This window comes from Mucilaginibacter sp. (assembly GCF_028288105.1).
GTDB lineage: Bacteria > Bacteroidota > Bacteroidia > Sphingobacteriales > Sphingobacteriaceae > Mucilaginibacter.
In genome coordinates, this window is record NZ_JAQBOI010000130.1 from 1 (window position 1) to 23,942 (window position 23,942).

The window sequence follows — 23,942 nt, forward strand, 5'->3', positions numbered from 1 at the left end:
CGGTTTAGCGATAGCGTTGCCTCGTGAGCCTCTTCCAGTAAATTTATGCTGATACCAAAACTTGTATTGGCTTTTTCTGTACCGGCAATAGATTGAAAACACAGATCGACAGGTGCATTTTTATTAATTAATTCAAGTGTGGTTGTAATGTGGCTGAGCACACAGCTTTGCGTGGGGATATCAAACTGCTGCCTTAATGTATCTATCAACGTTAAAATTTTAGCCACCGCCGCCGGGCTATCAGTTGCCGGGTTTATACCAATAACGGCATCACCGCTGCCATATAACAACCCTTCAATTAAACTTGCAGCAATCCCGCGCGGGTCATCCGTTGGGTGGTTAGGTTGTAAGCGTGTAGAGAAATGCCCTTTTAACCCTATTGTGTTACGAAAACGGGTTATTACTTCACATTTTTTTGCTACCGCGATAAGATCCTGGTTACGCATTATTTTAGATACTGCCGCAGCCATCTCTGGGGTGACAGAATTTTCAATGCTTTTTAAAATAACGGTATCAGTTTCATCTTTTAGCAACCAATCGCGTAGTTGGCCAACGGTTAAGTGGCTTATCAGATCAAAACCCCCAGCATCGTGGTTATCTATGATCAGCCGGGTTACCTCATCTTCTTCATATGGGATAATAGCCTCGTTCAGGAAAGTTTTTAGCGGAACGTCGGCAAGGGTTATCTGCGCGGCAACACGTTCTTCGTAAGTTTCGGCACTTAATCCCGCCAGGGCATCCCCGGTACGGAAAGGCGATGCCTTCGCCAGCAATATCTGCAAATTATCAAACCTGTAAATGTTACCAAGTATGGTATGCTGATACGGCATATTGCTTTTATGTTTTTACTAAGATAAATTGTTCGGAGTAAAAACAAGACGGAAGGAGTAATTTTTATTAGAGGGGAATAACGATGCTATACAATAAAAAAGCACCCGCCATGAGTATCCGTTCTTAAACAACCCAACCCTACTCCGGCAGATGCTTATTAGTTGATCAACATGTATTAATTGGTTACTACAACAGTTGCAGTTGCCATCATAGAGTGAAAAGTGCAATGGTAGGTGTAAGTACCGGCTGTAGCAAAAGTATGAGAATATTTTGCGTTGGCGTTTATAGCGCCACTATCAAAACCGCCGTTATTATCAGTTACTGTATGCGCGTCAGCATCGGCATTTGTCCAACCTACAGTTCCACCCGCCTTTATAGTTACCGAAGCCGGGGAAAAGGCGAAATTCTTTATGCTTACATTAGCGGCAGTAGGGTTGTTTGTAGGGGGTGCTGGGGTATTGCTACTGTCAGATTTGGAACAAGCCGCAATAGCAATAACAACAACAGCTATCATTAGCGATATTCCTAAGATGTACTTTTTCATATTAAATGTTTTAAATGTTTAATATAATTACGGGCACATTTACGGGATGGTTGCTTTACCGGGATAACCTTTTCGCTAAATAATTCCGAATGTTGGTTAAGCCATTGATTAATAGTGTTAATATTTTTGGTAATATTTTATATTTCTATTTCTTGTGCTTTTTCCAGCAGTACATCATCTAAAATTTTCAATTTATGCTTTCCCATCAGCATAAATACAATTATTGCAAGCGCTAATCCGGCAAAAAATATAAGGCTTAGCTTAAAGTTGTAATACATAATAGCAAACATGCACACGGTAGAAATCATTAATGCCACCGCCGGGAACACCGGGTAAAACACGGCAGCGAAAGGCCGTTCCATGCGTGGTTCTTTCTTACGGAGTATAAACAGGCTTATCATACTCATCATATACATAACCACTGCCCCCATTACCGATAGGATAATGATCTGCCCGGTGGTACCTGTAAATAAAGCTATAAAACTAATTACCCCACCTGCTATAATTGCCCAGTGCGGGGTTTTAAATTTTGTGTTGACCGATGCCAGCCCGCGAGGTAAATAACCACTCCTGGCCATTGCAAACACCTGCCTTGACGATGCCAGTATGGTGCCATGAAACGATGCTATCAGCCCGAACAAACCTATGCTGGCAAATATTTTTGTTAGCCCATTGGCCTTACCTAATACTATACCAACAGCTTCGGGCAATGGGTAATCCAGATTGCTTAGTTTGCGCCAGTCGGTAATACCGCCGGTTAATATCATTACGCCTAAAGCTAAAAACACCAGGGTAGCTAAAGCCGATATATATCCTCTTGGGATATTTCTTTTTGGGTCTTTCACTTCTTCCGCAACCATGGCAACGCCTTCTATTGCCAGGTAAAACCATACCGCGAATGGCAATGCCGCAAATACGCCTCCCCAGCCAAAGGGCATTGGGTTGGCCAGGTAATTATCCATTTTAAAAGACGGCGCCACAACTCCCATAAAAAGTAAAAGTTCGGCCACGGCCAAAATGGTTATGAAAACCGAGAATGTTGCCGACTCTTTTGTCCCCGAAATATTAATGAGGATGAACACCACATTAAAAAACAACGCGGAAGGCAAAACACCAATTTGCGGATGCAGAAAGTGCAGATAAGCCCCTAAAGAAAAAGCTATTGCAGGCGTAGCTAGCAGGAAATCTATCAGCGTAGCATAACCGGCAATCAATCCGCCGAAGGGCCCCATTGCCCGGTAAGCATAGGCAAACGCGCCGCCTGCGTGCGGTATAGATGTTGTTAATTCGGTATAGCTAAATATGAAAGTAATGTACATTACGGTTATTACCAATGTGGCTATCAGAAAGCCAATGGTGCCAGACACGCCCCAACCAAGGTTCCATCCAAAATATTCACCGGATATTACAAGGCCTACGGCAATTGCCCACAGGTGTATAGGTTTTAAAACCCGCTTTAGTTGTTTAGCGTCTATGTTTTCCAAAGGTTTAAATTATGAATTTAATAACGCATTAAGATACTGATTAAAAGTATCCGAACAAAAGCGACTATTAAAAATAAGATTTTTAACAAAGTTTCATCCACCTTAAATTTACTCCTGGTTTTTCTAACAAAAATGTAATATTAAACTAACCCTTATTTAATATTGCGGGTTTTAGTAAATTTGCGCTCCCTAATATAATTTATATAGTGACGGAATTTGGTACCCCTTCTATAAAACAAGCCTGGACTGCTGCCCTGCAATCGCCAAAAAAGCGTGATAAATTATTAATAGGCTCATTTATTGTTGCCATCATATTATCTACTCTTCCCATATTTTTTAATCATATACAAAAACGAAAAGGCATTGTATTGGACGATTGGGTGCTTGCCCACTTACCGGCGTATGATGTATCTGTAATAATTTTTGCCATTATATGGGGAATGGCGATTTTGATATTCATCAGGGCCCTTTATAATCCTGTTATCTATATCAATTACGTTTGGACACTGATATTTATCAATATAGCCCGGATGACCAGTATTTACCTGGTAGCACTGGATCCTCCTAACGGATTGATACATTTGGTTGACCCGCTTACAGGCATATTCTATGGCAACGTAGTTATCACACGCGATCTGTTTTTCTCGGGCCATACCTCAACACTGGTATTGATATTTTTATGCCTCGAAAAACGCACCGATAAGATACTTGGTTTTATAGCCATTGTAGTAGTTATGGTACTATTACTGGTACAGCATATACATTATACTATTGATGTTATAGCAGCCCCGGTTATAGTTTATATAATCTTTTTGTTAACACGGTATTTTTTGAAGCTAAACAAGCTGAAAAACAGCGAAAATTAAGTCTCTCCCTCTTCATTAAACCCCTTGATTTACTGCGTTAAAAGCTTAAATTTAAGGACTGTTCCAGCCAATAAGAATAGCCCCTACAAATGAAAAAAATTTTAATAGTTATAGCTTTAATGCTATGTACTTGGTTTGCTAATGCACAGCAAAAAACGCCCCGCCAGTTATTCCCCGGTTTATTTGAGGCGGTACAATCATCAGATATATTCCCCGATAATAAAACATTTGTAGACTGTACGCCCAAATATACGCCCTCGCTTATCATGAAGGCTTATAACGAGCAATTAGGCAAAAAGGGTTTCGATTTAAAAGAGTTTGTGCTTACTAATTTTACCGTTCCTGCCGCGACTCACGCCTTTCAAACCGATATTGAGGACGGTATCCGTAAGCATATTGATACCCTTTGGCAGGTACTGCAGCGTAAGCCTGATGCCGCTTCAAAACTATCATCGCTGGCTGCATTACCAAACCCATACATAGTTCCCGGGGGCCGTTTCCGCGAGATCTATTATTGGGACAGTTATTTTACTATGCTGGGCTTGCAGGAAAGCAAACAGACAAAGGTTATCGGCAATATGATCGATAATTTTGCTTACCTGATAGACACCTACGGCTTTATCCCAAACGGTAACCGTGCCTATTACCTTACCCGCTCACAGCCACCGTTTTTTTCGCTGATGGTGAACCTGCTTGCCAAAAGCGAGGGCGATGCTATACTTACCAAATATCAACCACAACTAATAAAGGAATATAATTACTGGATGATGGGTAGCGCAGCATTGGCAAACAACAAGGCCGCCCACCGTACAGTACGTATGGCCGATGGCACCTTACTTAACCGCTACTGGGATGAAAGTGACGAGCCACGCGAGGAAAGTTATATTAAAGATGTGGATGCAGCCCAAACCACAAAACAACCCTTGCCTGTTTTCTATCATAACATCCGTGCGGCAGCTGCTTCGGGTTGGGATTTTAGCAGCCGCTGGTTTGCTGATGCAGCCACATTGGGCACTATTCAAACTACCGATTTGGCACCTGTAGACCTTAACTGCCTCATGTATAACCTGGAGCTAACCATTGCACATTCTTATCAAATAAAAGGCAACCAAGCACTTTATAAAAGCTATCAAGCCAAAGCCGAAATCCGTAAACAAGCTATCCTAAAATACTTTTGGGATGAAAAAACAGGCTGGTTTGGCGATTATAACTGGACAACAAAGCAGCTCTCAACCATACCAACTTTAGCCGCTGTTTTCCCACTGGAGTTTAAAATTGCTACACCGGCACAAGCCAACAAAATAGCTGAAGGACTTAAAGCCAACTTTCTGAAACCCGGCGGATTGGTTACTACCTTAAACTTTAGCGGCCAGCAATGGGATGCGCCAAACGGATGGGCCCCACTGCAATATATGGCTATTGACGGACTGGAGAATTACGGCCACAGCGAACTGGCAAAAGACATTGCTACCCGTTGGCTAAAACTGAACATCCGGGTGTTTAAACAAACCGGCAAGCTATTAGAGAAATATAATGTTGTTGATACCAGCCTTACCGCAGGCGGCGGCGAATACCCCCTACAAGATGGTTTCGGTTGGACGAATGGAGTGTTATTGAAGCTGATGAACAGATATAAGTTTGATGAGAAGCAAGGGGAGTAAGATAAAATATCCGTTATATAACCTCAATTGGAGCACCAGTAAATTGCTTTAAATATGCATTTTTTATATCCTTTATAATTTCTGCATTGACCAATCCATCCGATGTAATTATCTTTAAATATCGATCTGTATAACCTATGTTTAAATGTTCAATTGATTTCCTTCTATTTTCTGGAAAGCCTTTAAAAAACCAATTATATTTTTCATCAATAGCATTTAAAGAACTTTCAAATGATTCCATATTTTCGACAAAATCTTTTCCATAAATCGCAATATCCCCTTCCCTACTGAACAATTTATATGTTTTTCCTAACTCCTCTTGGCTCATAATTTCTATAATATATTTATATAATGTATTAATAATTTAATTAGTGCGCCATCATTAGGCTCGCGCAAAATGATTATAAAACACTCCCGCAGTCGCTCGGCTCCTGCCGAGCGACGACTATTTCACGACGTCTTCGTCGCATTGTTTCGCAGGCCGGAGGCCTTATAATAACGGTCACTCGGCTGGAGCCAAGCGACGGCAAGAATATAGGCAATTTATTTCACCGTGTATGTCGCCTTATTTACACCAACTCCGGTAATTTTTAATGATTTCCAGTTGGATGGTAGCTTGCTTTTTATCTGAACAATGCCGGCTGGGGTAATATCCAGTCCGCCAAAGCCCATTAACAGGCTTTGTACTATACCACCTGCACCTGTAGCGAAGTATGGGTTTGTACCGCCCTTAGTTTCGGCAATTACACGGAAAGGCGGGTTAAGGTTTGGCTCATAACCGTCTTTAAAAAAGTGATAGGCTTTATTGCCATTACCTAACCGGGCATACAGCAAGGCAAATACAGCCTGTGTCATGGCTGGGGTACCTTCGTTTGGTACGCGAGTTTCATAATATTCCAGATCTTTTTTTATCTGTGCCGGGTCGGTTATCGTTTTTAGCGGATAGGCCAGCAGGTTTACATCGGCTTGCTTAATGCCTTCGCCTTTGTATTGTGCATGCTCCTGAGTTACACCGTTGGCCATTTTTAGAATGGGGATATTATTGGCAACATTCACCCAATCGCTGTCGGCCTGCATACCTAATATTTTGGCGGCGGCTGTGGCATTCATCAGGTTAGCTTGTGCAGCGGCATTGGTAAAAGCATTGTTATCAATATTCTCCGCCCATTCATCGGCAGCCACTACGTTCTTTATATCATAATGACCAGCGCCGTTACGTTCTACTCTGCTTGCCCAAAAATCAGCCGTGGCAGATAATATTGGCCAGCCTTTATCTCGCAGCCATTGTTTATCCTGGGTTACACAGTAATAGCTCCATGCGGCCAATGCCACATCGGCACTAATATGGTGCTCAAACGGGCCGCTCAATGCCCATACAGGTGTTTCTTCTACGCCGGTATCAGCACTCTCCCAGGGATACATAGCTCCTTTATAGCCATGCGAGAAAGCGTTTTTACGCGCGTTCTCCAATCTTTCGAAACGATATTCCACCATTGATTTGGCAATTTCCGGGTGCAATATCAACATGGCCGGGAACATCCATATATCAGTATCCCAAAACACGTGTCCATTATAACCTAAACCTGATAAGCCCATTGGTGACGGCGACAATGCAGTGCCCGCACGAGAGAAGGAGTACAAGTGATATAGCATGCTATGTATATCCTGTTGTGCCTGCGCATCGCCTTCAATCTGGATATCGCTTTTCCAAAGTTCGTCCCAGGCTTTATTGTGAAACTGGATCAGCCTGTCGCGGCCTTCCAGCTTAGCAAATATGGTCAGGCGTTCGGCTTCATTCAATGGGTCAGCGTGGTGTGCCGATGTTGTGGACGATCCTGTAACTCCATATTTATAAGTTTGCCCCGCTGCAATAGCACGGCTAAACTTCATCAGGTGCATGTTGTTATCCCACATTTCGTGGATAACACGCGGTTCTTTACCATGCTCTTCGTTAAACAAAAACGAGGTTGAAGCGCTAAGCTGCAACTTACCTGTAGGGCTTTTAGCAGTTGAGGTTAGCAGGCTGATGGTTACATGAGGGCGGTCAATTTCGTTATAGTAATTCTGCACCTCTTTTAATGCATCCGGCGCTTCCATAACGCTGGCAGCGGTTATATTGATAGCCTTTTTGGCGGTAATGGCAACATCCATTAGCACCGTAAAAGGCAATTGCCTTAACGAGTAATAGGTGTATTTAATACTTGCTTTATCGCCATAATCAAACGTAGTGGTCATTGCGGCATGCTGCATATCCAGTTCCTGCTTCATGTTGCTTACCATTTTGGCATCAAGGCGTTTGCCATCAACCTCCAGGTACATGTTTAACAGGTTAAAACTGTTTAAAAAGTTGCTTACACGGCCACGTCCATACAGATCATATGCGCCGGCAAGCACCACATTTTTCACCTTAAACGGCTCGGGAGATGACACAATACCAATCATGCCATTGGCCGCGGTTATCCCGTAGTAGTTATTCGGGTCAATTTTATCGGCCTTAATTATCCAGGGATTAACATTTTGTGCCGATAAATTTGCAACGACAAATAAGTTTATCAGTATAATAAGGGGGACTATTCTTCTCATAAAAGCGCCGTTACTTTATCTTTAATTTTAGTCTTTCGTTCACCAATTGGCCAATCTTGCGGCCAGACATGCTACCTATTATACAAGCATTTTTGTAGTGGATACCACCATATACGCGTGACAATGCAGCCTCTTGCGCGGCGGCCCTGAACGATGTAAATGTACGCGCAGGTATCCCAAATTCCGACTCTGAGGCATCGGTATATGCCATATTATCACCAAAATTATGGGTAAGTGTTTCGGCTGCTGCCGCTGATATAACAGCATGGCCACTAATGTATTCCGGGAATGGTGGAGTTTGGATCCGTGGCCTCCAGTCGGGGTCAATTAATTTGGTTATCACCGTTTCGGGGCGTACACTGTTTGCTTTATATTTTACATACCAGCAATTAATAAAAGCATCAAACAAAGCTATTGAAGCTTGTGTGTAAGCAACTACTGTGGTACCAAAATCGGCGTTTTTCATTTTTGAGCCAATGCCGGCAATATTCATCCAGTGCCCGGCTGGGCCAAACTTCTTAGTGGCAAACATAGCGTGCCCTACCACATTCATTTTAAAGGCGTTATCATCCCAAAAATCGGCCATGTGTTTTTGGTCGGCAGTAAGGCTATCACCTAATTGCTTCACTTCCATTACAGATTTATAAAACACACTGTTTTTATCTGTCATGTTATAAGGTGGCGGCTCGGGTGCCGGGATCTGTGATGCCGAATCTAAAACCATGGGGCGTATTTCTCCCCAATGTGGTTCAAGCGCCTGGGCGTACATTGGCGGGGTTGGTATCCAACGGCCATCTTTACGGGTTACAGTATATTTGCTTGCAGAGCGGGTTTGCGCGTAGTGATCTTTTTTACTCCACTTCAGGATGTGTTTTGCAACAGTATCTGAATAAGCGACTGAGTTTTTAAACACATCCGATGGCATACCCGCATCTTTTGCTTTTTTCTTCAGTTCATCAATGTATGAGAACATGCTGCCTTCGGGAAAAGTGACGGCATTACCTACAAAGCAAAAAGACAATAATGATGCAAATTGAAAATCTATTTCTTTACCCTGCTCTGGTTTAGGTGCAGCAGGTAAATGTTTTATTTGCCCGGCTAATGAACGATAATGTTGTGGGTCGCCGGCGGCTATAACCTCATATGCGGCAATGTTTGCATATACATAATTACGGGATGCAATAACCGGTGGAAAATTGTTTTCGAGAACAATGTCATTCAGTTTTTTTACTGTTACCCGGTAAAGTTCGGGGTCGTGGGTAACTTTTTGGTAGTCGGCTTTTTTGCATGATGTAAATACTAAAATTACACCTGCAATTAATAACAGGAAACGGTTCATATTAAAATATTGGTTTAAGAAAAACTGATGCTATGATCATCAAATTTATATTGGCTTTTCTTGGATTACAGGCTAATATAAGGTTTTTTTGCTAATAGATAAGCACATATATTGTTTGATATTAACCCGCTTAAATAATTACTTTTACATCGCAAATAAGCTATTTACTAAGCTTGGTTTTGCCGCTAAATGTTTCTGAATTTTTATATGAAAAAACCCACCCTCTTTGTAATTGGTATTCTTGTTTTAGCTTTTATAAGTATTTACTTTGTTATCCCTCAAAAAATAAAAACAGCTAATGTTATTGAGATTGATGCCAGTGATGTTAACATATCAAAATTCCTGGTAAATAAACGGCAATGGCACAAATGGTGGCCAGGCCAGCACAACGCAGCCGACAGTATCCATTTTTCATATAATGGTGCTGATTATGTACTGCAAGAAAGCACCAACAGCCAAATGAAAACCCTTATCAAAATTGATAGTATTGAGTTAAACAGTCAATTAGTATATGCAACAACCGGCGAGGGTCTGTGTGAGGTGACCTGGTTAACCGAAATGCAAAGCAGCATTAACCCTATTGAACGCGTAGCCCAGTTTGTTAAAATTAAACGCCACGCAAAAAACATTGATACGATATTAACCCGTTTTAAAAAATTCATGCAAAACGAAAGTAATGTTTATGGCATGGCAATAAAAATATCGCATATCAAAAACCCTATTGTGCTTGCCTCAACCACTCATTTAAATGATTATCCTGCTCCGGAAACTATTTACAGTTTGGCAAACGGCTTAAGGAAACAAATAAAAGCCCAAGATGCGCTTCAGCTTGATTCACCAATGATGAACGTACACCCTGATGAAAACGGTGGCTATCAGATAATGGTGGCTATCCCTATAAATAAAATAATAAAGCCCGGCAACGGTATGGTATTAAACAAGTTGGTTAAAAATGCCAATGTTTTAGAAGCTGAAGTTAAAGGAGGTAAAAACACCATATTGAATGCTTTTACCCAGTTAAAGCACTACCAAAAAGATCACAGATTAATATCGCCTGCCATGCCTTACGAGTCATTAATAACTCATAGGATTGCCGAAAAGGACACCGCTAAATGGGTAACAAAGGTATTCTGGCCTATTTTTTAAGTGATATTACTTGCTTAAAAGCATTAGTTTGCCACCGTATGTTGTAATTACAAAGCTATTACCGGTAGCGGTTTTATAAGGGTATATGTGTGTTATTTCTTGTGAATTTAACATGGCATTTGTCCAATATTCGGGCATTGATAACTGTTTTGCGCGCTTATCATAATGCGCGGTAACTAAACCCAAAGCATCATATTTACCTTCATAAGGTACTACGCCCCAAAAATTACCATTCAGCAAAACATCACCAGCCTTGTTATTGAGCGGTGTAATTGATCTTATAGGGGCTTGTTGGTATAAATATGGCAGCTCTGTTATTTGTTTAGCATTTAAAATATCGCTGATAAAAATACTTTTGAACTGATTAGCAACCAAGCGACCGCTGTCAGTCAATCTATCTTTAAATATCTCGGCAGTGGTTTTATCAGCCATCTTTTGATAACTAAGAAATTCCTTCTTAAGATATGGCAGCTCCTGCTCCAGGTCATTCTTAGGGCGGAAAGGATAGTATTGCTCTTTATAAAAATACGATAGTATCAAATCGTTTTTTCCATCTTTATCTACATCATTATTATAAGCATACAGCGGCTGATTGCCGTTTACATTATACTTATTGTTCTCGCCCCAGTTGCCTGCTACCAGGTCGGCTTTGCCATCACCGTCTATATCGGTAATTACTGCCGATTGCCACCACCCTTTTTCATTATCAAGCAATGCTGATGAAAACTTAACCAGTTTATTATTCTTGTTCAGGAATATTTGTATAGGCTGCCATTCGGCGCTAATTATGATATCGTTGGTGCCGTTATGGTCAATATCTGCTGTAGATATATTAGTTACGTAGCGAATATGGGTTAAATCGGCAAACTGATTTTGGGGGGCGACATTAAAGCTGCCATTGTTTTTATTTAATAACACAACTGATGTTGCCGCTACCGTATAATCTCTGAAATTTACCGCGCTGCTAAAAAACAGGTCTTTTAGCCCATCGCCATTAAAATCATACGCGAATATTTTAGATACCAAAGTATTCACATTTGGTAAAGCCTTATATTCAAATTGGTAATTTCCTTTGTTAATATACAGGCGGGGTTGGATGCTTTTTCCCATTTCAACAAATGGATGATTAGCGCTTAATACAATCAGATCGGGCAGGCCGTCGTTATTTACATCGGCCCATTGGGCTTCAGTATCCCCTTGCTCCTTAAACGGTGCAAAAGCATCGACAGCTAATTTCTTGAAAGCCCCGTTTTTGGTACCGACCAAAATGTACTTTTCTTCGCCCGCAATACTACCCACATAAATATCATCAATGCCATCTTTGTTTACATCGGCAACGGCAATGGCTGGTATGTGCGGTAAATAAGTATGTGGCAGCAAGCCATAATAATTAAAATCGGGTGTTTCAAACGGTTGAATAGTGGCTAAAACAGTCGCCTTTACATCTGTATAAGTAAATTCCTTTTTATCTTTTATGAAGTTGTTAACTAAAGCCACCACATCCGTAACAGACTGGGTTTTGCTCTTATCGTAGGTAATAACCGATTTTTTATCCAACGCGAAATTTTTAATTACCTGGTAAGAGTTATCAGGCCATAGCACCATCAGTTCAACGGGTTTATCGCCGGGCAAAAAGGTGAAGAGCAGGTTGTTGCCTTGTGTACTTTCGTAAGCCGTACTGGTTTGTATTTCCTGGTGATCTACTTGTTTGTCAGAGCGCAAATACAATTTTGTGCCGATACCATCTAAGTTGGCCTTGGTATATTTCACACTCAGTTTCAGGAACGATGGCTTATTCTTGCTACGGTTTTCCATCGTCATGTTCTGATAGATGTATGCCGGCGCATCCATGTTATTTGTAACCAGCTCCAGGTCACCATCATTATCCAGATCAACCGCTACTGAGCCTGCGGATATAGAGGCATCCTGCATATCGTTACCGGCAGATACATCGCTGAATTTTAATTTATCATCGCCATGATACAGGTAGTTGTGTACATCCCCATCGGGCATTAGATTTATTTTCTCCTTATCAAAGAAACGGCTGGTCTTAAAATCTTTTATTACGTTAGGGTCACCCAGGTATTTCAGGTAATCCATATCATTAAGGCGTTTTTTTATCCCGTTTGAAAAGAACATATCCTTACGGCCATCCATATCAAAATCTTGTACCAGTGGCGACCATGTCCAGTCTGTTGCCGATACGCCCGAATACAAGCTGATATCTACAAACTTTTTACCGTTACCTACATTCAGCTGCAGGCTATTTTTTGAATATTGATAATAATAGCCGGCGTTTACCTCTTGGTTATAAATATCAAGCGGCTCATCATTTATGGTCGATTTTAGCGCCTTCATCTCCTCGGGAAGCATATCTGTACTTATCACATCCAGGTGCCCATCCTTGTTAACATCGCTCAGTGTATTTCCCATCGAAAATAAACTGGTGTGGCCAAAGGCGCTTTTCAATTCTTCCTTAAATGTTCCGTTCTTTTGGTTAATGTAATAGTAATCTTGCTCAAAAAAATCGTTGCTTACATAAATATCGTCCCAACCATCATTATTCAAATCGCCAACGCTAAGGCCTAAACCATAACCAATTGGCGCCTGATAAATACCCGACCCAGTAGTAACATCAGTAAACTTGTTATTATCATTCCTAAATAAATGGTCGCCGGCGTCATGGCTGGTTTTAAAGCGCAGTGTAGAATCACCATAAGTATCGTTACTATGCACCGATGAGGTGAGCAGGAACATATCCAGATCGCCATCTTTATCATAGTCAAGGAAGGATGCCTGGGTAGAAAAACCTGAAAAATCTAACCCATATTTAGCTGCAGATTCGGTAAAGGTAAGATCGCCGTTATTGATATATAGCTGATTTTTACCTTTAAAACTTTTAAAATTGGATACCACACAAACATAGATATCCTTTAAACCATCACCATTAATATCAACAACGGTTACACCAGTTTTCCAGTTGCCGGTACCGGCAACACCCGCTTTAGCGGTAATATCTTCAAATTTTAGATTGCCTTTGTTTAGATAAAGCTTGTTAGGACCTTGGTTTGATACAAAGTAAATATCCTCTAATCCATCATTATTAAAATCGGCAGATGCTATGCCTGCGCCATTATAAAAATATAGGTAATCCAGTATATTCACCGAATCTGTCACAGTATTTGTGTTTACAAAATCAATATGGGTTTGCTCGGCAGGTAGGAGTTTAAAAATGCCATCGCCACTTTTTTTGGACTTGCACGAGCTAAAAATGGTAATACCAATTAGCATAGTGCAGCAAGTAACTATGATTTGTTTGTATAAATTGGCCTTTAGCATATTGCGCTTAACGTAATTTATAAGCCTTAAGCTTATCATCGTTTATCCCGAATAAATAGTACTTATCCCCCTGGCCATTTTTTATCATCAGCGATGACCTTACCTGTCCGTTAAGTTTAATACCACTTTTCGCGGGTGAAATATAAACAAATCCGTTTTTAGTGTATTTATAAATTTGGCCATAACTTGCATCTAAACGGCCAACCTCGGGCTTAAAGCCATAAAAGTTACCACCCAGTATAATAGCTGGTGTACCGCTGTTATCAATATCATCGCACAAAATGGCACTCACATTTGATAATTGTGCGTTGTAAGGCAATGGTTTACAGGTATATTTATTGTTATTGCCATTTATGAAAACCGCCGAAGCTAAATAATTCATCTCATGCTGCTCGGCTCCCTCCAACATATCGGCTGTAAAAACCTCGTTAAAGCGTTTTCCGGCATAATCGGTATATTTTAAATATTTCTTTTTGAGGATCGGCATTTGGCCGGTAAGATCGGGTTTCATATGGAATACATAAGGAACGCCTTCCCGATATATAGATGTAACGCATTCCTTTGTACCGTTGCCATCAAAATCTTTCACATATATTTTCATAGGCTCGGCGGTCGAAGCTTTGAATTTTGAATTTAAACCCAAATTACCTGCTATGATATCCAGCTTTCCGTCGCCGTTTATATCGGCAATTTCGAGGCTGCTCCACCATCCTTTGTAACCGTCAAGCTGCTTATCCCCGGTAAATTTGCCTTTATTGTTCTTATATATTTTTATGCCCATCCAGTTTCCTGCAATTACCAGATCGGGATAGCCATTATTATCAATATCTGCCCATTGGGCCGCGGTTATCATACCCGGCTTAATATTGGTACCTAAAACCTGTTTTGTAACATCAGTAAAGTTGCCTTTACCATCATTATGCATCACATACGAATTTGGTGAAACCGCGTAGGTACCCGGAACACTTCGGCCGCCAATAAACAAGTCAGGATGCCCATCCTTATCGTAATCGCAGGCGGTAATTACCGAAGCATTTACCGATACCTGTATTGATTTTTGCGCATTACGATGCAGGTTACCCTTGCCGTCGTTTTCGTAAAAGCGTGGGAAATAAATATTTGTACCTGCTTCTTCCGCGTTGCCACCTACACCAATAATAAGGTCTTCGTCGCCATCGCCATCAAAATCGCCAAATGCAGCGCCTGCATTCTCCAGGTAGCTTTGCTTTTCTAAATCTTCCGGAATATATTGTTTAAACTTTCCGCCTTTTTGTTGAACATATATGGCGGCGGGGTTATCTTTTGAAGCGCCAAAATAAAAATCGGTCAAGCCATCCTTGTTAATATCGCCTTTTGCCATGTAAGGGTTTTCGGTTGATAACAGTTGCAGCATCAGGCGTTCGTTGTCAAAATCTATAAAACCATCCTCGGTATGCTTAGGTACAGAATCGAACAGGGTTTTTTCTGCTTCAACAAACAAGGTTTTTACAGGTGGTTTTGTAAAATTGTACTGTAGTTTGGCATCGGCTATTTTATAAGTATAAACTTTATTGGCCTGCACATTTTTAGCGCCCTGGTATTTGCCGCCTGGCCAAATAATTTGCACCGAATCTATCTGCTTAACTTTCCCTAAACCAATGGTAAGCAAGTTTGGCGATGTACTGCTTTCAAACCCACGGGTTGGCTGCTGGTAATATATAATTGATGAATTTTTTGAATAAACTTTTATGGTTGCACCTACCCCGAAACGGTTAAGCCCATCGCCTTGTAGTTTTAGTTGGATATAATTATTGTGCAGTTTTTCTGCATTGCTTTTATAGATGAACAGTGGCGAATTAACGTTATTCACTATCAGATCATTATCCCCATCATTATCAAGGTCGCCATATGCAGCACCATTGCTAAATGATAGCTGATCTAACCCAAACTCGTGGGCTTTATTGGTAAAGGTTAAGTTGCGATTATTTATAAAGGCGTAGCTGCTAACGGGTGTGGACACCATTTTATCGGCAAAGCTTTTATAATCGAATTTTCTTTTTTCCGCAATTTTATCCATGTTTTCGCGATTGCCCAAAAACTCAACATAATCCTGGTCGGTAAGGTCTTTAAATATACCGTTTGATACAAAAATATCTTTCCAGCCATCGTTATCCATATCAAAAAACAATGCCCCCCAGCTCCAGTCGGTAGCGCTTACGCCGGCATTAAATGCAATTTCAGAGAATGTACCATCGCCATTATTTAACTGAAGGCAATTTTGCATAAACTGATTATAATAGCCATCGTTTTGTTTTAACTTAATAACATCAAATGATTCGAACGAGGTTATTTGCTTCATTCGTTTATCGCTTTCGGGCAGCATTTCGGTAGTAAAAATATCAAGGTTGCCATCATTATTAATATCGGCAATATCTGATCCCATTGAAGCCAGGCTCAAGTGCCCCATTTCTGATTGGATATCCTCTTTGAATGTTCCGTCATGCTGGTTGATATATAAGTAATCGCGTTCAAAAAAATCATTTGATACATAAATATCAGGGTAACCGTCCTCATTAACATCGGCCACAGATACTCCTAAACCAAAACCAATGTCGCTCGAAAATATACCTGCTTGTTTGGTAATATTAGTAAAGTGCCCACCATCATTACGGTATAAATGTGCACCGCCTAATTCATCAACCACGGCTCGTAAATTTTTACTAAAGTCGAACGACCCAATAGGCCTGAAAGAATTGTTGAGTACAAAACAATCCAGATCACCGTCATTATCAAGGTCAAAAAATATAGCCTGGGTTGATAGGCCGTTATCGGTTAAGCCATATTTTTCGGCTTCTTCTTTAAAGGTGCCATCATGTTGATTAATAAAAAGCTCGTTGCCCTTTCTGTCAATAACATTGCCGCTATGGCAAACATAAATATCCAGCCAGCCATCGCCGTTAATATCAACCATGGTAACACCGGTGCTCCAGTACTTAGTACCTTTTACACCTGCCTTATTGGTAACATCATCAAATTTCCAGTTTCCTTTATTTAAGTAGAGTTTATTGCCGCCCTGGTTTGATGTTAGGTAAATATCATTTAATCCATCGTTATTTACATCGCCAATGGCAACGCCGCCGCCATTATAATAATTACGAAAAGTAAAAATGTTGGTCTGGCTTTTATCAACCAATTGGTTAACAAAATCAACACCCAGTGCATTGTTAGATTGTAACGAGAAGAGTGGATCTTTCACATCATTGTTAGTACAAGATGATAAACCAATAAAAATAACAATTAGGGAGAAAAGGGTATTTCTATTTAACATTATAATGGTTACAAAAAACAAACGTAGCGAATTACTTCGCTACGTTTAAAATCAAATATAACTAATTGGAAACTGGTTTCAATTAATAACCTGTGTTTTGTTTTAGATTAGGATTAGTATCAACCGCACGTTGTGGTATTGGATATAATGTACGTGTTTTATCGGTTGCTGTAGGGCGCTGATCAACCGGATCGTTAAATTTACCGAAACGGATCAGATCATTTCTTCTCCAACCTTCATAGTATAATTCGCGGCCACGCTCAGCAAGCATGTCTGCTTCAGTTACAGTTGCTAAAGCTGTTGCTCCACGTGGTACACGTATAGCATTTACTATAGCTAAAGCTGTTTGGCCATTAGGATCTGTACCGCCACGCATAATTGCTTCTGCCTTCTCTAACAATACATCGGCATAACGTAAAAATACATAATCGTTATCTTCTCCGCTATCTGTAACAGTACCATCAGCATTTGGATGTGGGAAATATTTGAATACCCTTATACCTTGTGCTTCTGTAGAAAAGTTAAGGTTTACTTCTGGTGTAAACACTAATGGTTTACCACTTCTTTGCGTTAATGCTTTATTAGCAGGACCAAACTGTTGCCCAACTGCAAAACCTGCCCTTAAACCAACTCTATCAGTTAAGCCCGGATATGCCTGGCCTTTACGTTCGTCACCATCCTGGAAAGAGTTGTAAAAATCTGCAAGCGTTGTAAAGCCATTCCAGCCATCCGGGGTCTGGTTATAATGCAAGCCCATTTTCCAACGGTTTTTGGCAGATGCCTTTACAACAGAAGGCGTATTATATATACCAAATATGTTACCGTGAGATTGTTCTGAGTTATCCCATGCAAAATCCTGGAAGTATTTACCTGCAGGCTCCAATGTATAACCGGCTGCTGTAACTTTATTAGCATATTCAATAACCTTGTCCATATCTGCTTTAGCAAATGTGAACGGCCCACCAACTGTACCGGCTGTATAAACAGCTCTGTTTAAGTAAACTTTAGCTAATAGCGCTTGTGCAGCAGCTTTACTTGCTACACCAATATTAGCTGATGTAGTTAAGTTTGTTTCTGCAAACTCCAGATCTTTAATAATAAAATCTGTTGCCTCTGTACGGCTATAAACAACTGGTATTGATGAGTTTGGTGCATTTGGGTCACGAAATGGTGCCTGACCATATAAATCAACTACCTGGAACATGAAGTAGGCGCGTAAAAAACTTGCCTCTGCTTTGATCTGGTTATCGGTTGCCCTGCTTATAACTTGCGTAGCACGGTAAACACCTATGTTTAATTGATCCCAAGTATCATTGATTTGACCGTGAGAAGCATTCCACGTGTGTGTATGTAATTTACGCCAGGCGCCAAAATCACCCCAGTCAGTACCACGCGTTGGGCCCATCATCTCATCAGTTGGATGCTCTTGCAAAGCATAGGTATTTGCCTGGTCTGCCTGTCCGTTTAATTGTGAGTACACACCGTTAAGATCGGCAGCAGAAGCAGCCCCCCCCTCATCTACGGATACAGATCCGTAGGTTTTCTCATTTAATTTTGCACAACCTGCAGCGGCTAAAAGAACAATACTGCAAATTGCTGCTCTTAATGTTATTTTTTTCATACTAATATTTTTTTTAGAAACTTGCATTTAAACCTAATGTGAATGTGCGTGCACTTGGATAAGCGGTATAATCTATACCCCTTGATGGTACGCCATTTCTTTCTTTGTTTGTATTAATTTCGGGATCAAGACCACTGTAATCAGTTATCAGGAACAGGTTTTGGCCAGTTAGTGACACACGCAATGATTTAAACGTACCACCTTTTACAGGGAATGTATATCCTAACGTTGCGTTGCTTAATCTTAAGAAATCGCCTTTTTCCAAGAAACGGGTTGATACCTCACCTGAGTTAAGTGCATTTTCATTTGTTGCAGCTACTGCTTTAGTTACGTTACGACCACCAACAAGGTTGCCTTTGTAAAAGAATGCATTTGCTGTGTTGTTGTAGATATAAAAACCGGTAGCTCCGTTTAAGAAGAAACTGAAACTGAAGTTCTTATAACCAAAGCTGTTTGTTAAACCTGCTGTAAATGTTGGAAGCGGGCTGCCTTGTTTTGTTGAAGCATCAATACCTTGTGGGTAGATACCAAAACCATTAGCATCCAAACCTGAATAATTTGGAAGATCAAAGCTATATAGCGGATATCCATTACCAAAGAATTGTGAATATGCACCAGATAAGCCTTGCCCATCAATATTACCGGTAATTACGTTACGGTTACCAAAGTTTTCAACCCTGTTTTTAATAAAGGTCATGTTGTAAGCAATATCCCAGGTAAAGCCGCTACCCTGTATTGCGGCAAAGTTTAACCCAACTTCAACACCTGTATTTCGTACGTTACCAGGTAAATTAACCCAGTATCTGTTAAATGCAGCCGGTTGTGCCAAATCTTGTAAGAATAATAGATCGGCTTGTGATTTGTTAAAGTAATCAACTGTACCGTTTAAACGCCCTTTAAGAACGGTGAAATCAATACCTGCACCGTAAGCTGTTTGTGTTTCCCATTTCAGATCGGGGTTCGCAGCATTTAATGCCGAGCTTGATGTACCCAGGTAATTAGTTTGCTTTAAAGCTTTCGAAGCGTATGAAGGATAATCCTGGTTACCGGTTTTACCATAGTTTAACCTAAGGCTTAAATCATCAAATATGCTTTTGGGAGCAAAACTTTCATTGCTTATGCGCCATTTAACTGCTACTGCAGGGAAGTTAGCATATCGGTGATTTTCACCAAAACGAGATGAACCGTCTCTTCTGATTGTACCTGTTACAATATAGCGGTCTTTATAAGAGTAGTTAACACGTGCAAAATATGATTGTAACTGAGAACTGCTGCTATCTAAACCGTTTCTAAGACTAAAATCATACGGCATGTGGTTTTTAAATGCATCAAAGTTTTTTACAAACTCGCCTGATGTTTGTGTACCCCAGGCCAGATTACCACGGTTAAAGTTTTTAAACGATTGATATGAATAACCAACCAAAGCTGTTAACGAGCTGTTGTCAGACCATTTTTTATCATAGTTTAATGTATGCTCTGTAGTTAAGTTGGTAATTTCGTTATGTACCAAAATACCACGGCCATTAGATGTTGCACCAGGAATTTTAAAGTCGCCTATATTAGCCTCGTCTGTAAAACCAACTATGTTTGGATCGTAGAAGGTTTTTCTTTGGCCCCTTGATATATCAGCACCAAAGTTACCCTTGTATGATATCCCTTCAAACAATCTTACAGTCATTGTTAAATTGTTCAGGAAACGATTAATATTATCTGTATCGTCAATTTGATTTAACAGTGAAGCCGGGTTTCTGAAACTGTTACCTTTAGGAAAACCGTTAGGTTCATAACCGTTTAAGCTAAAATATTTTCCACTGGCATCAAATACGGGAATAGTTGGGTTAGTTTGAATTGCAGCTCCTATTAAGCTACCGTTAAAACCGGCATTGTTGGTAATAGGTGCAAACCTGTCTTTTACATTTGAATATAAAGATTGCAGGTCAAATCTCAATCTTTCACCAAGAAATGATTGTGATGCATTGATACGAGCGGTTAAACGCTTTAAATCTGTCCTTTTAACAATACCTTGTTGGTTATCGTAACCCAAAGAGGCACGGTAATTACCTGTATTGCTTGCGCCGCCAAAAGCTAAATTATAGTTTTGAGATATTGCAGTACGCAAAATTTCTTTTTGCCAGTCTGTATTGGCGCCGTAATCTACACCGCCTTGTGCAACAGTACCAGGATTAGAACCTACGCTTTCTACACCTTTTAAGAAGTCTTCGCGACCAAGCAGGTCATAAGTTTTAGCAGCTTTAGATATGCTTGTGCTTGCACCAAACTGTATGCCCTGGCCTTTACGGCCTTTACGGGTAGTAATTAAAACAACACCATTGGCACCACGTGATCCGTAGATAGCCGAAGCAGATGCATCTTTTAATACTGAGATATTCTCGATATCCGCCGGGTTAATAAATGCTAAAGGGTTACGAGCCGATGAACCACCAGCACCGCTATCAAAACCACCTGCGGTACCGCCATTATCTAAAGGCACACCATCCACAACATATAATGGGCTGCTACCCGAACGGATAGAACTAGCACCACGTATGTTGATAGTTGCACCTGCACCAGGTTCACCACTTGCTGGTGTTACCTGTACGCCCGCAATACGGCCTTGTAATAATTGTTCAGGAGTTGCAATAACACCCTTGTTGAAATCTTTAGGGCTTAATGATGCTACAGACCCTGTTGCGTCTTTAATACGCTGGGTACCGTAACCAATTACAACAACTTCGTTTAAAGCTGTGCTTGCTGATTCAAGTGATACAGCGATAGATGATTGGCCGTTAAGGGGAACTGTTAAGCTCTTGAAGCCAATATATGTGAAGGTTAAAGCAGTTGTGCTTGCCGGTACCGAAAGCCTGAACGTACCGTCAACGCTGGTTAACGTTCCAATACCTCCTGCCGCGCCTACCGATACGCCAATAAGCGTAGAACCGTCTTTCTTGTCAGTTACTTTACCGGTTACTACTTTGTTTTGAGCCAATGCAGGCTGAACAAAGAAGCAGGTTAAAGCAAAAAAACATAGTGTGAGTAAGTGTTTAAATTGCATAGTTTGTGGTTTAATTAATAATTGGTTATATAAAATTTAGTACATGGTTTGCATTTACATCATAAAACAGGTTTGCTCATAAAATTTAGCAAATCAAAATTCATGGTGCCGTGTAATGTTATTACCCGGTAAAAACTTAATAAAATTGGTACAGTATATATTGGTTTATAATTGTGCTTCTCGAAGCTTTGGGTGCTATTTTAAAGAGTCAATCACTTATTAAAATATTCTCTCCCTATACAAAGATGGTTGTCCTAAGCATCAATCCCTATAAGTTTACCTAAAATATAAAAAAATATAGAAGAATTTAAACTTAACTATCTAATAATAAGATATTTAATTAATTTAATATATTAAAAAATATAAGTCATTTTTAGATTTTATATAACAAAAAGGGGTAAAATAGTACGTTAAATAGTTTTTAAAGTACTTAATACAGATAGCGGAACGGCTTTAACTATTCAATGGTATCAACGGCCTTAATGTCCATTATACACTGTTCAAATTGGTCGGGATTTTTAGACTTCGCCTTGATACGCATTTTGTATACATAAATAGTATTTACCGAATATTCCAATATCTTGGCTATGGTTTCATTATCATTTATACCCATGCGTATTAGAGCAAATATGCGCAAGTCTGTATTTAATACTTCATGCTCGTGCGGCCATATCTGGTCTTTCTCATCAAACTGAGAATTAAACACAGATATGAAATTAGGGAATATTTTAAGAAAGATATGGTCAAAGCTGTAGTATAATACTTCCCGTTCCTTTTTTATATTGATATTATTGACTATCAACCTTATATCATCATATTTCTTTATTGACAGTTTGGTATCAATAGACATCTTGAGCTTTTCCAGTTTTAATATATAACCCGATATGATCTTAAAGAACTGCCCTATATACTCTTCTTTAATATGTGCATCTTCAACCAGCTTGTAATTAATATCTTTTAATTGCACATTCTGGTCTTCAATGATACGTTCCTTGTGTTTAAGCTTACCCAATTGCTTGTATATCATCACTAAAAACAAAATAACTAATGATGCCAGGGCCGTTATTGCCAACAGGTACGTTAATATGGTATGTTTTTCTTTTTCCGAATGGCTCAACTCTTCGGCAGCAACCAGAGGCAAAATAGCTCCTATCTGTATCTTACGCTGCCGGGCGCCATAAAAATCGGCATCGGCCTTGGCCAACTGAATAAAACTATAGGCATCTTTTATGTTACCCGCCTTATAAAGCTGCTCGGCAAGAGTAAAAAGGGCTACGGTTTCTTTGGTAGATGATTTAATATCTGCAATGGCAGATTGCACAAGCAACTTTGTACCTTCTTCTTTTTTATCGCTGTTAATATAAATTTGCCCCAGCGAACAGGTTATCATGGCGCGCAAGTGCATTGATATTTGCGCATTTGGCACTAAAAGCTTATTAAGCTCCTGCGAGCCGCGATTATTGTCGTTTTCGCCAACATGCTTTAAACCCGTATAATAAATACGATCTACAGACCCGGGTTTACTCAATTTAATAGCCGAATCGATATAAGCATTCCCTATCTTTAAATAATTGGGGGTGAAATATTTGTCATTATTATATTTGGCAAGGTCGGTATTACAGCGGTACATTATAAAATAATACTCCACCTTCATAGAGTCGTTAAGCATTTTAGGGTCAACCTTGCGCATACTGTCAAAGGTTTCTTTAAACATACCCGATGACAACAGTATGAAACCCAGCTTTATCTGGCTGTAATAAGCCCTGGACATATCGTTCATTGACACACTAATTTCCTTAAGCTTATTTACATATACATAAGCCGAATCATACTGGTATGATTTATACTCGTCATACAGTTTAAGGCACAAATCGTATTGTTTTGCATAATCAACTTTAGGAGTTGTATGCTGCAGTTGCTTTAGGCGGTGTATCCTTGCCTGCTTTTGATCATCGTATATATTTTTTCTGCTGATTTCAATTTTCAAAGCTGTAAGGAGAGTATCAGTACCGGCACCAATTGATATGGACGGATATGCAAGAAGCAACAAGAATAAAGACCTTAGAAAAAATCGCATATTTTAATTACAAAAGGGATTAAAGTTAATCACCGTAAACTAAATATTAAAATTATGTTAAGCCATGCAAAGCTCAATTACAACTGCCCGCA

14 protein-coding genes are annotated in these 23,942 nt (G+C 40.1%); 3 read left to right on the forward strand and 11 right to left on the reverse strand.

Annotated elements, in window-relative coordinates; translation table 11 throughout:
* From eutB to eat, 3 genes are all read right to left on the reverse strand, one after another.
* Nucleotides 1–830, reverse strand: an 830-nt coding sequence (eutB, locus tag JWQ85_RS08955; protein ID WP_299467076.1) for an ethanolamine ammonia-lyase subunit EutB, incomplete at its 3' end; no start/stop codon positions are given.
* 176 nt (nucleotides 831–1,006) lie between these two features.
* Nucleotides 1,007–1,375, reverse strand: coding sequence for a cupredoxin domain-containing protein (locus JWQ85_RS08960; protein ID WP_299467078.1), 369 nt, complete (start codon nucleotides 1,373–1,375; stop codon nucleotides 1,007–1,009).
* 137 nt (nucleotides 1,376–1,512) lie between these two features.
* Complete coding sequence (gene eat / locus JWQ85_RS08965; RefSeq protein ID WP_299467080.1) at nucleotides 1,513–2,859, reverse strand: ethanolamine permease; 1,347 nt, start codon at nucleotides 2,857–2,859, stop codon at nucleotides 1,513–1,515.
* Nucleotides 2,860–3,065: 206 nt separating this feature from the next.
* Between eat and JWQ85_RS08970 the strand changes: the two genes are divergently transcribed.
* On the forward strand, nucleotides 3,066–3,725 hold the full coding sequence (locus JWQ85_RS08970; protein ID WP_299467082.1) for a phosphatase PAP2-related protein: 660 nt from the start codon (nucleotides 3,066–3,068) through the stop codon (nucleotides 3,723–3,725).
* Nucleotides 3,726–3,814: 89 nt separating this feature from the next.
* Nucleotides 3,815–5,386 carry an alpha,alpha-trehalase TreA gene (gene treA, locus JWQ85_RS08975; protein ID WP_299467084.1) on the forward strand — a complete coding sequence of 524 codons (1,572 nt, stop codon included), beginning with the start codon at nucleotides 3,815–3,817 and terminating at the stop codon, nucleotides 5,384–5,386.
* Nucleotides 5,387–5,399: 13 nt separating this feature from the next.
* Here treA and JWQ85_RS08980 read toward each other — a convergent pair whose 3' ends face one another.
* From JWQ85_RS08980 to JWQ85_RS08990, 3 genes are all read right to left on the reverse strand, one after another.
* On the reverse strand, nucleotides 5,400–5,714 hold the full coding sequence (locus JWQ85_RS08980; protein WP_299467086.1) for a hypothetical protein: 315 nt from the start codon (nucleotides 5,712–5,714) through the stop codon (nucleotides 5,400–5,402).
* Between the two features lie 215 nt (nucleotides 5,715–5,929).
* Nucleotides 5,930–7,969, reverse strand: coding sequence for a glycoside hydrolase family 65 protein (locus JWQ85_RS08985; RefSeq protein WP_299467088.1), 2,040 nt, complete (start codon nucleotides 7,967–7,969; stop codon nucleotides 5,930–5,932).
* Between the two features lie 10 nt (nucleotides 7,970–7,979).
* Nucleotides 7,980–9,308, reverse strand: coding sequence for a vanadium-dependent haloperoxidase (locus JWQ85_RS08990; RefSeq protein WP_299467090.1), 1,329 nt, complete (start codon nucleotides 9,306–9,308; stop codon nucleotides 7,980–7,982).
* Nucleotides 9,309–9,515: 207 nt separating this feature from the next.
* Here JWQ85_RS08990 and JWQ85_RS08995 point away from each other — a divergent pair, with 207 nt between their 5' ends.
* Nucleotides 9,516–10,454, forward strand: coding sequence for a hypothetical protein (locus JWQ85_RS08995; protein ID WP_299467092.1), 939 nt, complete (start codon nucleotides 9,516–9,518; stop codon nucleotides 10,452–10,454).
* 6 nt (nucleotides 10,455–10,460) lie between these two features.
* Here JWQ85_RS08995 and JWQ85_RS09000 read toward each other — a convergent pair whose 3' ends face one another.
* From JWQ85_RS09000 to JWQ85_RS09020, 5 genes are all read right to left on the reverse strand, one after another.
* Complete coding sequence (locus JWQ85_RS09000) at nucleotides 10,461–13,793, reverse strand: VCBS repeat-containing protein (protein WP_299467094.1); 3,333 nt, start codon at nucleotides 13,791–13,793, stop codon at nucleotides 10,461–10,463.
* Between the two features lie 7 nt (nucleotides 13,794–13,800).
* Nucleotides 13,801–17,028 carry a VCBS repeat-containing protein gene (locus JWQ85_RS09005; RefSeq protein WP_299467096.1) on the reverse strand — a complete coding sequence of 1,076 codons (3,228 nt, stop codon included), beginning with the start codon at nucleotides 17,026–17,028 and terminating at the stop codon, nucleotides 13,801–13,803.
* Between the two features lie 154 nt (nucleotides 17,029–17,182).
* Nucleotides 17,183–18,721: a RagB/SusD family nutrient uptake outer membrane protein gene (locus tag JWQ85_RS09010; protein WP_299467098.1), complete on the reverse strand. Its 1,539-nt coding sequence runs from the start codon at nucleotides 18,719–18,721 to the stop codon at nucleotides 17,183–17,185.
* Nucleotides 18,722–18,734: 13 nt separating this feature from the next.
* Entirely contained in the window at nucleotides 18,735–21,773 is a 3,039-nt protein-coding gene (locus JWQ85_RS09015; RefSeq protein WP_299467100.1) for a SusC/RagA family TonB-linked outer membrane protein, read from the reverse strand.
* A 457-nt stretch (nucleotides 21,774–22,230) separates the two neighbouring features.
* Entirely contained in the window at nucleotides 22,231–23,760 is a 1,530-nt protein-coding gene (locus JWQ85_RS09020; RefSeq protein ID WP_299467102.1) for a DUF6377 domain-containing protein, read from the reverse strand.
* Between the last annotated feature and the right edge of the window lie 182 nt (nucleotides 23,761–23,942).